An 11,127-nucleotide genomic window follows, 5' to 3' on the forward strand; every position below is an offset into this window, starting at 1 on the left:
ATTATCTCGCAGCGTTGATGGCTTGAACGACAGTGTCACTGTCGAGAATGACAGGCAGTGGAATACCGCTTTTATAGCTTGGGCCGTAGACGATATTAAATGGCACACCAAATCGACCATTACTTTGTAGGTATTGAGTGACACTTTCACTTGGTGTTGTCCAATCGCCTTTCATCAAAACAATGTTTTCTTGCTGTAGGTGGCTGTAGACAGGGTCTTGGAGAACGACGCCGATCTTGTTGGCCTTACAGGTAATACACCAATCAGCGGTCACATCGACAAATACCGTTTTGCCTTGCTCAACCAATTGAGGGATTTGTTTTGCATCTAGCTTTTGCCAAGCGAGATCGTCAACAATCGGTGTCGCCCAATTGTCTGCGGTCACACTGCCTACGATTAATGCAGCACCAAACACCAAGGTTGTGGTTGCGACGATAGGAATAAGTACCTTGCGACCCAACTTACGGCCAATCCAAATCAATACTGTAATCACGATAAACAGTGACAACAGGATCGTCGGGAATTTACCAATGAATGGGCTCATTAGGCTTGCTAACCATAGACTGGTAATGAACATCATTAAGCCAAATACTAGCTTAACTCTGAACATCCATGCCCCAGGTTTTGGAAGCAGTTTTGTAAGACTTGGGAACAGCGCGAAAATTAACCAAGGAGCACTCATACCGATGCCGAGTGCGATAAAGATAGCCCACAACTCTTGGTAGCTTGCCCCAAGTGCATAAGCGACTGCGGTTCCTAGGAATGGAGCGCTACACGGTGTCGCCAACAGCGTAGCAAACATGCCTTGAATAAAGTGGCCTGAATGTGAGTCGTCGCCTTTAGTCGCCATCCAAGTGTTTAAACCTGATGGTAGTCTGAATTCGAATAACCCAAGTAGGTTAATCGAGAACAGCAAAGTGATGATCAGCATGAACCCGATGAACCAAACATTTTGGAACTGGATTCCCCAACCAATCGCATTGCCACCCATTTTTAGAGCGGTCATGCCAAGGGCTAGGAGTGCAAATGACGTAATGACACCTGACGCAGAAGCTAAGAATGAGAGTCGGATATGTCGATTGGATGCACCTTGATTTTGAATGATGCTATTTAACTTCATTCCTAATACAGGCAACACACATGGCATAATATTGAGGATCAAACCGCCAATCAAAGCAAAGCCGATCATTGCAAGAAAACCGTTGTTACTTGCTTGATAAGCGATAGGTTTTGAGCCGACTTGAGCCGTCATCTCTTCGGCAAAATTAGTGTCTGAAACTGTGACACTAACGGTGCGATCCGTTAAGTCGACTTCGCCTATCCAGTTGCTGACGTCAAATACCGCGGTCATCGTATTGCCGGTGATATGGACGGTTGGTTGAGCAAAGAAGTCATCGATGACTTCTTGCCCGTCAATCAACACCATCGGCTTATCCCAGCCTTCGTTACTGGTTAGTTGAGTGACCAGTTGTTGCTTGCTTTTGTCCCAAAATAGACCGTTCACTGAAGTCCGGTTCGCTTCTCTTGGAGATTGGCTCATGCCTTGGTTGAACAAGAACATCGCTTCTTCATCGAACTGCAATTGCTGCGTGTCGATAGGGAGTTCGATGTCATAGTCAGTCAAAACACAAATATTGGTGCACGACGGGAACGAGAGAGAAGCCCTAAATACAGCGGGTTGCGTTTTGTCTTTCAACGTTAGGGTGACAGGAAAGCTTACGTGCTTTTTGTATCCCAGCGTCATTACGTCAAGTTGTTCGTAGTATTTAGGGATCGGCCAATGCCAATCTACAGACTCTATATTAGTTGAATCAGACCAATCCCAGCTTGGCGGAATGCCACCTTCACCTGGGCTGCGCCAATAGGTTTTCCAGTCACCGTCGAGTGTAACGTCCAATACAGTTTGAACGGTACCGCCGTTATCCGACTGTTCACCCGTCGACATCATTCGCATCTTAACTGGCGGATGCTCAGGCACGCTTATCCAGCCCGTGGTTTGAGCCAGGGCGGTAAATGACGTCATGACTAAGATTGCAGTGACGAAAGCTTTTGCGCATGTGCGCATGTAGAATGCCAACGAATCGACAAACTTAGTTAGTAGTGTGTTGTACACAAATGTATCTCCAAAAAATAAATAAAAGGGTGGAATAGCCCGGTTATTTACTCTCTAAATATACAGTGCTTTAGGTGCAAGCGGTGTTTTGTAGGTCGAGCAGAGCGATGATTGTCTCTAGATAATCTCGAGATGTGAGGAGGTAAGTTAAATGCAACAGCAATAATAAGTACGAATGGGATCAGCCAGCCGGTTTTCGGGGCGGCAAAGGTCAGCATTTTCGAACTCAGGCTGCATGAACTTGAATTTGGTGTTGTCAGAGCTTTAGATGCTTCTGAACCAAAAACGCTGGCATAAAGCTCAGACATTTTATCTAAAGATGCGATGACAGCATGTGGGTTGCTGGTTTCTGCGCCGACAAATATTGATTGTCCAACTAAGGAAGCTGAAGCCGTTACTTTATTCGCAGACAGCGTACTCGCCAGGCAAGTTATGATAACCAGTCCGGTAAGGAGAAGCGCCCAAAGCGATTGCTTTTGTTGGCGATTCTGTGTGGGTAAGAAAAGTAGCGATGTGTTCAGCAAATTAGTCAGTAATCAAATCAGTTAATAGTTAATAGTTAATAGTTAATAGTTAATAGCTAAAGCGAGCTCATTGAATTGTGGCTAGCTTAGATAAGTTCTCTTCGCGCCACAAGTCATAAAATTGTTAAAGTGAAACCATGTATAAACTAGAGAAACTATATAAACGCGGGAAACGGCATATACACGATAAAAGACGTATAAACATCAACTCACGCGAATACGACATTGGGCTCTGGTTAAAGTTCACAACAACCGGCAATTATAACTAATTTATTCTGTATCGATTTGTTTATTCACGATGAGGAGATACAAAAAGCCCAACAGATCTTAGAGGAACTTATTGGGCTTAATCGTTGGTTCTATTGGAAAGGCTTAGTGAGTACGGCGAGGGCCATTACGTACCAAGTCTTTACCATTTTCGAAAACTTCTTTGGTGATCCAGCGAGCGAGCAGAACTTTGTGGCTACTGTTGAATACAGCAACGAAGTGACGACCATCTGAATTATTGGTTGCCATGCCTACACCTTCAACGCCTTCAAGACCCAAACCGCCAGCTTCCACTGAGATGAGGAACTTTTCTAGTTCTTCTAAGGATTCGATAATATCAAGTTCGTTGTTCATTTCTATGCTCTCTTGCTGTTAGCTAACATCGGATTTAAGGCGTTTTTGTGCATGTGCTTAAGTGACGATATTGGCTGTTGTTCTTTGTTGGTTGCGTACTCTACAGATCATAAGAGGGGATTGGAACTCTCAAATATTAGATACGTACTGATATTTTGCGAATTTTTAACACAACATACGTTTAAATGCTTGTTATCCATATTCTTTTTACTACTATTTAAGGGGTCAATTTAGACATTCATAGGAATTAACATGATAAAGGTTTGGCGTTGTCTATTTTTAATGTTGGCGTTTGTTGCATCAGGGAGTTTTGCACAAAGTGTCGATAAAATAGCAGAAGTACAAGACCAGCTAATGCTGGACCTAACAACATTAGAAACAGCACACGATGCTGAGAAGCCGTTTCTAGAAGATATATTAAGACGAAAGAACCAAGCACTACGTAAAGAGATTTCCTCCCAATTATCATCCGATAAGAAGGAAGGCTTAGACGCTGTTCTTGCCCAACAGGTAGATCTTTTACAACATTTACTGTCATTGAACGAAGTCAAAATTGTCTCTATGAGCAAAGACAACCGTTCGGCTGAGGGGGATTCAAAAAAGCGTCTTGAATTGTTGATTCAAAAACGTATCGGAATGATGGATGATTACTATCAGCAACTCTCTAAAACCTTAAGTTGGTCAAAAGATCGAGGCGTTGATGTATCGGCTGCGGAAAGCCAGTTAAAAACCGCATTGGTTTCTCGTTCTCAATATCTGACCAATGCGATCCTGTATACAGACACGCAGCGTCAAGATCTAGAGCGTCGCTTGTCTTTTGTTAGTGAAGACGAAAAGACGACAATAAAAACTGAGTTAATACGTTTCAGCGAACGAACCAGTGTAATGGTTGCCAGCTTAGAGACAAGTATCTCTATGATGGCCCCGTTTGGTGTGGATGTCACTTCGTACAAGCGCATTCTATTAGCGACGACTGGGGACATTAACGCCGATGTGTTGGATGTCGATGTTGCACTGGATCTATTGGATAGCTGGCTTCGATCGTTCAGTTCATGGGCGTTTGACAACACGCCTTCATTTATCGTTAAACTCGCTCTGTTTCTTGGTATTTTATACGTAACTCGCCTTATTGCTAACGTGGCTCGTAAGACCGTTCGTAAGAGTGTCTCGCACTCTAAAATGGACTTTAGCGTATTGATGCAGGAGTTCTTCGTATCCATCGCATCTAAAGCGGTCGTGTTTATTGGTTTGCTTATCGCTCTGTCTCAAATTGGGATTGAGCTAGCGCCACTATTAACCGGTTTCGGTGTTGCGGGTGTCATTATTGGTTTCGCATTGCAAGACACACTATCTAACTTTGCGTCAGGTTTGATGATCTTGATCTATCGTCCTTATGATGTGGGCGACATGGTTAAAGTGGCCGGCGTTCAAGGCACAGTAAAAGACATGAGCTTAGTGTCGACGACCATTCAAACCATCGATAACCAACGCTTGGTGATCCCGAACAACAAAATTTGGGGTGACGTGATCAACAACATCACTGCAGAGCGTGTGAGACGTGTTGATATGGTCTTCGGCATTGGTTACTCAGATGATATCGATAAAGCGAAAGCGGTATTGAACGACATCATTCTTGCGCACCCTCTAGTACTGAAAAAACCGGAGCATATGATCAAGCTTCATACCTTGAATACGTCTTCTGTTGATTTTGTCGTCAGACCTTGGGTTAAGACCGATGACTATTGGGATGTGTATTGGGATGTGACGGAAACCGTGAAGAAACGCTTCGATGAAGAAGGCATCACGATCCCATTCCCTCAACGAGATGTGCATATTTACAATCACGAAGAGAGCTAAGCGAAAGAGCTAATACGAAAAGCGATTTCGAAAAGAGCTATTACGAAAAAAACTAATACGACAAAGCTAAGCGCAGCTTAGAGTCGACATTCTTAATGTGATATCAAATGGACGCTGAATAAGCGTCCATTTTTATTGGCTTCCGTTTATATTGAGCTTCATTCTTTTATGTCACTCAACCGCCTTAGAATTACGTTATGATGGGGTAGGCTTAGTTTGGACAGTTGAAAGCGAATGGATGATTCACAGCAAAAAACGAATAGTAGAAATACAACGGTAAGAAAAGCAACACGAATTGAAAGCGTCATGAACTCTGCGATGTGGCACCTAACCCAGAGAGATATGACGGAAAGCGAGTTGGTTGCGAAGCTCAAAGTGAAAACCGACAATCAAGAATGGATCGATGAAACTCTAGGGACACTGAAAGGCTTCGGGTATCTCAAGTCTGACCAAGTGTTTGCAGAACAATTCGTGGAACAAGCTTTTTCTGGTGAATTCGGTTCTCGATATATTGTCGAAAAATTGAAGAAGAAAGGCCTGACCGATTCAGTGATTTCTGATGCAATCCATAAAGTGTCTTTCGAAAAGTCTATTGATGAGCAAACCATCTTGATAGACCGTATCAACCATTACTATACAAGTTTTACCATGAGCCGTGAAAAGCTTGTCGCGACCCTGCAAAAGCGTGGTTTTAGCTACCAGCAGGTGAAGGTAGCGATTGACCAGCACACGCAGTCGCATGAACTGAAAAGTAATATTCAAATTAAGGCAGAGAAAGCTGATTTGGAAAAAGAGGTGCTTAAGTATGCTCGTAAAGGCAAAGGCTTGACTGCTATTCAGCAAGAGCTTAGACAGCGACAAATTGACACCAGCGAGTTGTCATCGTTGGTCGACCGATTAATTAATGAGGAGCAACTGGATTTCTATTCATCTTGTTTGGAACAGCTGCAGAAGAAATCATATGACCTCAACGATCACAAAGAGCGTTCAAAGGCGTACGCAATGTTAAGTCGAAAGGGCTTTTCGTCGGATGAAATCAAATTTGCTCTGAGTGAAGGCAACGAATAACAACCAACATTATGCGTAAAGAGTGTACATAGCCTTGCTTTAACGTGTCGTGTGTAGGTTTTCTGTAAGACCTAGGCCATTGCGTAAGGCGAATTGAATCAGGTCATTGTGGCTGTTTAAATCGAGTAATCCAAGCATTCTGTATTTATGCGATTCTATCGTTCGAGAGCTAAGGTGGAGCTGTTCTGCACACTCTTTTGCACTAAACCCTTGAGCAATGAGAGCCAAAACCTTGGTTTGTTTTTTTGTGAGTAATAATAGCTTCTCACTATCATCTGCTAGCCGATTCTCATTTTGCTTTAGTGTCCTCGCTAGCGTTGAGTGCTGCCAATAACAGAGCCAAAGTTCACAGACTAACTTTAAGCGCTGGATGTCTTCGAGGTCGAAGGTGGTTTCGTTGTCGTGAAAGTTAGTAAAAGACAATGCTCCCCAGCGTTGGTTAAACAGCTGCAAAGGAATGATGCAGTGCCATCTTCCCCCTTCTTTATAGATCTTCTTTAACACATAGTTTTTGGTTGAAACGAGTTCGTCACTGGTAAAGGTGAGATATGTTTCATTGGTTTTCAATAGCTTTAGGTAATCAAGGTAGTTACCGCCAACCAAACTTTTCTTATCGACAGGAGGTATGTTTGCTTTGGATACTGAACAAGTTTTCCCGTCTTCAAGTAAGACCATTGAATTCGGGTAAAGCGTTAAACGATCAATCCCGAACCAATCGAGTACGTCAAAGCTTGCTTCTGACCACGTTGTTTGAAAGTTTTTAGGATCGCTATTAATAAGAGAGGTTGATTGTTTCATTAATAGCTGTTCAAAACTTAGGCTTAAAGCAGACACGTTTTTCCTTTCTCGATACATTCATTAGGTCAATACTCAGAAGATATTCGTTCGAGTGGCTCAGTGCAAGATAAGATTCTTATATATATCATAGGTTCTATTTTTAAGTTTTTTATAACTCTTAGTTCTAGATTATCGAATGATAAGCAGTACATTTACTGCATTAATTGAACGGTGTTTTTTATAGGCTCAGGCTTTTAATTCTGCCTAACAACCCCCGTGATGATTGAGAACATCCGGAATATGGATAACAGCACGGATATCGGGTTTACGCTCGGCTTGCGATTCTCAATATAAAAGCCATATCAACATATCATTATGTAATTTAATTCACCAAAGCTATAAAATTTTCAGTAAATTTACGGTATATCAATAACGTATTTTTTTGAACAATAGCGCCACTCCAAAAGGCCGGACTAACAAGGCCGAATCAATATATAGGTAGTGGTTATCATGAAAAAGACATTAGTAGCACTTGCGATTGCGAGCATTTCAAGTTCAGCTTTCGCTGTAAGCACAAGCAGCCAAAACAGCCAAAACGAAGACATGTTTGCATTCGATTCAATGCACAAAGATCAATTCTCAGTATCAGGCTCTTTCGGTGTTGGTGGTTACTACGACACTGGCTCTAAAGCGTTCTACGATGACTGGGCAACGGGTCTTACTCTTGCCGTAAACTACCGTAACAACCGTATTGTTGGTTATTTCGAAACTGACTTGATGGTGAACTACACGACAGACAACAACGTATCTGCGAACGACGCAGCAACAGCTGGTTGGACAAACGGTATCGATACTGGTCCAGCAACAGACGTAGACAAAGCATGGTTAGGTTTCGATACTGGCTACGGTATTGCTTCATTCGGTTGGGAAAACGACACAGCACTAGACAAAGTGGATGGCGCTGGCGATAACACTTACGAGTTTGGCGCTTCTGCTGGTGATGCATCTGACGGCTTCAATGTTGTTAAATTCCAAGGCGCAACAAACGGTATCGCTTATGGTATTTCTTACTTTGAAACAGGTGACGATCATAATGATGCGGATAAAGGCATTAACGGTTACATCGGTTTAGAGCAAGAGGTATTCAACCTATACGCAGGTTATGAAGCTCGTGATGACGATACTGATTACGAAGTTTACACAGTGACAGGTAACGTTAAGGTTGGTGCTCTTAAACTAGGTATGAACTCTTGGATTGAAGAGAGTGATTCTGCTAAGAATACGGGTTACTACGTTTCAGGTGGCTACACAGTTTCTGAAGACCTAACAATCGCAGCAGGTTACGCGTCTAGCAGCAATGAATTAGATGGTCAATCTGACGTAGATTCTTCTTACATCAATATCGCTGCAATGTACCGTATTGCTGACAACGCTGACATGGGTATTGATATCAAGCAAGACTTAGACGGTTACCGTGTGGGTAAAACTAGCGCGCAATACGACGAAGAAACACACGTATTCGCAGCAGCTTACTACTATTTCTAAGAACTTAAGAACTTCTAAGAAATTTGATGATAATGGTGTAATAGCTTGCCCGGTCTTTACACCATATTCTCTTCTTTACGCAGTTTAAATATCCACAGTTCGACATGTGGTATGCCACTCAGGTGTTACGAGTGGAATTATTATTTGGAGAAATGTAATGGTTAAAAACATTACTGCTAAGGGTAGTATTTACGGAAATGATACCCTGTTTACGTGTAAACCGAATCGTAATGGATTATTTGAATTGGCGCGCAAACATGGAAGAGTAGCAGGTACTCGCCCGCAAGATCTCAAGAACAAGGTTTATGCTGAATCTCTTGATGAAGCTTGGAATCTACTCAAAACAGAGAAGTTTTATATTGTTTTGACGGGGCAAGTGTTTGGCATTCATCGAAAATCATTGCGAAGTGTTGATTCTGTTGATGTTGAGTTTAATTGTGAAACTCGCTCGATATGTGTCACGGCATAGATCCAACGCTGAATATAAAAAGGACGATAAATTATCGTCCTTTTTTCGTTTGGTCTTTTGGTTCAACCTTGGTTATAGATGCTCAGCACCCGCTATCGGCCGTATTGCCCAACGATAAAGTGTTCAAACTCATCACACATCTGATGGTTTGACTTATCATTATTCGCCAACTCGGTGGCCCCATCAACGATCGATATCTTCGCATTCAAATCAGCGATTGGTGATCGTTCTCTTGTCGACAGCTGTTTGATTTTTTGCTCCTCAATAGCCCAAGCTTCTTCTGGCGATAAGTTGCACTCGTCAGCGAGGTATTTGGCATTAAAACCTCCCCCAGTCAGGCTTTCGATTGTCCCATTATGATTGACGCTATTTCCTTGGTGCCAGTAGTGCTTAGCTAACAAAGGGCCGATTTCTGGGTTATCCGTTAAGTAGCCAAACTTATCGGTGAAATATGCACGAGTTTGATACACAGCCATATGAGCCAGCAGGTAACCTTGATATGCGCAAGACGCTTCATCCGACAACAGATGTGGGATCGCCATCAATGGGCGAGGGCTACTCGCCAATCCAAGAATCATTTTCTCACTGCTACGAGCAAGATCGGTGATCTTTTCAGGTGTCAGATCTTCACCCGCCAATTCGTAAAGTGCTCGCTCGAAATATGGAACCACTAAAATGCTGCGTTCTTGATAAGCTCTGAAAGGTTGTTTGTTATCGATGATTGCTTTGATTAACTCATCAGGTACTGCTTGGCCATCTGCATTAAGCGCGTATTGTTTGAGCCAATCGGCGTCATTCAATAAGCTGTCACAGAACATGGATTGAGTTTCCGCATAAGCCATCGAAGTTGGTGCAAATTCCTGAGAGAAACAAGGCGCGTTCATCTTAACATTGGCGAAATGCGCTGCGTGGCCGCCCTCGTGAAATAGCGTGTTGATACCATCATAACCGCTGCCGATTTGGTCGGGCTTGGCGTTGCTCGTGAAGTTAACTTGAGCCGCTACCCAAGTGTCTTGATCGTAGAAAGATGGGATAGGGCCATGGCAGAAACCATTAGGGTACTTACCTTTACGATCAAGCAGATCCAATTTTAATGTCGCTTGAGAGTATTCGATGTTTAGGCGACCAAAAGATTCAATCCATCGTCGAAGTGACTTTGAGAACGGAACATAAGGATCAAGATCATTCATAACGTCACCTGCAAAAGAGTAGGTAAAGTTATGGGCTTGAAGTGCATTCTCGCCTTTCTGTTCTGCTAAATTGGCTAGACTTTGCTGATGGCTATCGCGTGTACGTGCTTCGAAGTCGTCAAGAATCGTAAACAGCTGCTCTGTCGTCATCTGTTCGGTTTTAACCACCGAGTAATCAAAGAAGGTTTTAAAACCCAGTGATTGAGCAAATTGGTTACGTTTTTTGATCAGTTCAATGAAGCCGTTAGCCAGCAGCCACTGTTCTAAATCTAATAGTGCTTGGTGTGCAGAAAGCCTGACTTGTTCATTACCATTACTTCTAACGGCTGAACCTAAAACTGGCAGTGATCCTTCTGTTTCGTCGCCTGTTTCATTTACGTAAGTCATCACATGATTCTGTTTTTTCTCAAACAGTTCAGCCTCAAACTTTATGAGATCGGCTTTAAGCTTCTGTGACTGCTCAGACTCAATAGCGTGAGATCTAAAGGTCGCTAACCAACCATTCAAGCCTGTTAGCGTACTCTCTTTTTCTAGGGGATCTTGAATTTTATCGATAGCAGCTAGTTGCGTTTCGATAGCAGCAATTTGTTCGGCAGAGCTTAGAAATTCAGTCCACTGAGTCTGAGCGAGTGTCGAGCCATCGTGGTCGTCACTGATCCCCATATATGTATCCCAAAAGAAGTCTTCTTTCGCTTTATGAGTCGCAAGATACTTTTGATTCAATTGGTTGAGATAGTTCGTTGCAGTCATGACATTCCTTGAAAATTAACCAGTAATTTCAACATTATGACACATTCATTGAATGTATTTTGTGACGATAGATATAACTGAATGCAAGTCACAACCTATCGGTTTACTTTACAGCGTATTAGTGATAATTAATTAACTGTTAATGATTTGTTGTTTGCTAGTATTAACTAAAGAGAGTGTGCTGATTTCTCCGGCTTTTTATTGAGTAAATTG

At 42.6% G+C, this 11,127-nt stretch carries 9 protein-coding genes and 1 pseudogene; 5 read left to right on the plus strand and 5 right to left on the minus strand.

Features of this window, described 5'->3' with window-relative positions; genetic code table 11:
- Position 1: 1 nt before the first annotated feature.
- The 3 genes from DUN60_RS18800 to DUN60_RS18810 form a co-directional block, all read right to left on the minus strand.
- The gene (locus tag DUN60_RS18800) at positions 2–2,065 is read right to left on the minus strand and encodes a protein-disulfide reductase DsbD family protein (protein WP_114635762.1); all 2,064 of its coding nucleotides are present in this window, start codon (positions 2,063–2,065) and stop codon (positions 2–4) included.
- Positions 2,066–2,160: 95 nt separating this feature from the next.
- Positions 2,161–2,637: a hypothetical protein gene (locus tag DUN60_RS18805; RefSeq protein ID WP_065207018.1), complete on the minus strand. Its 477-nt coding sequence runs from the start codon at positions 2,635–2,637 to the stop codon at positions 2,161–2,163.
- A gap of 372 nt (positions 2,638–3,009) precedes the next feature.
- Positions 3,010–3,258, minus strand: coding sequence for a hypothetical protein (locus tag DUN60_RS18810; protein ID WP_004731805.1), 249 nt, complete (start codon positions 3,256–3,258; stop codon positions 3,010–3,012).
- Positions 3,259–3,510: 252 nt separating this feature from the next.
- On the opposite strand from DUN60_RS18810, the gene DUN60_RS18815 reads away from it, so the two are divergent.
- Positions 3,511–5,115 (plus strand): mechanosensitive ion channel family protein, encoded by a 1,605-nt coding sequence (locus tag DUN60_RS18815; RefSeq protein ID WP_114634852.1) that lies wholly within the window; start codon positions 3,511–3,513, stop codon positions 5,113–5,115.
- 234 nt (positions 5,116–5,349) lie between these two features.
- Complete coding sequence (locus tag DUN60_RS18820) at positions 5,350–6,183, plus strand: regulatory protein RecX (protein WP_004731801.1); 834 nt, start codon at positions 5,350–5,352, stop codon at positions 6,181–6,183.
- Between the two features lie 39 nt (positions 6,184–6,222).
- Here the strand turns inward: DUN60_RS18820 and DUN60_RS18825 are convergent, their stop codons facing one another.
- The gene (locus DUN60_RS18825) at positions 6,223–7,017 is read right to left on the minus strand and encodes a response regulator transcription factor (RefSeq protein WP_017077418.1); all 795 of its coding nucleotides are present in this window, start codon (positions 7,015–7,017) and stop codon (positions 6,223–6,225) included.
- Between the two features lie 219 nt (positions 7,018–7,236).
- Between DUN60_RS18825 and DUN60_RS18830 the strand changes: the two are divergent.
- The 3 genes and pseudogenes from DUN60_RS18830 to DUN60_RS18840 all read left to right on the plus strand — a co-directional run.
- A pseudogene (locus tag DUN60_RS18830) lies at positions 7,237–7,314 on the plus strand (DUF3187 family protein); the annotation flags it as partial.
- A 156-nt stretch (positions 7,315–7,470) separates the two neighbouring features.
- A complete protein-coding gene (locus DUN60_RS18835) occupies positions 7,471–8,505 on the plus strand; it encodes a porin (protein ID WP_114634854.1) in 1,035 nt (344 codons plus the stop codon).
- Positions 8,506–8,662: 157 nt separating this feature from the next.
- On the plus strand, positions 8,663–8,974 hold the full coding sequence (locus DUN60_RS18840) for a hypothetical protein (RefSeq protein ID WP_029222415.1): 312 nt from the start codon (positions 8,663–8,665) through the stop codon (positions 8,972–8,974).
- Between the two features lie 92 nt (positions 8,975–9,066).
- On the opposite strand, the gene DUN60_RS18845 is transcribed toward DUN60_RS18840, so the two are convergent.
- Positions 9,067–10,914, minus strand: coding sequence for a M3 family metallopeptidase (locus DUN60_RS18845; RefSeq protein WP_114634856.1), 1,848 nt, complete (start codon positions 10,912–10,914; stop codon positions 9,067–9,069).
- Positions 10,915–11,127 lie beyond the last annotated feature (213 nt).

Origin of the sequence: Vibrio splendidus, assembly GCF_003345295.1 — a bacterium.
GTDB lineage: Bacteria > Pseudomonadota > Gammaproteobacteria > Enterobacterales > Vibrionaceae > Vibrio > Vibrio splendidus_K.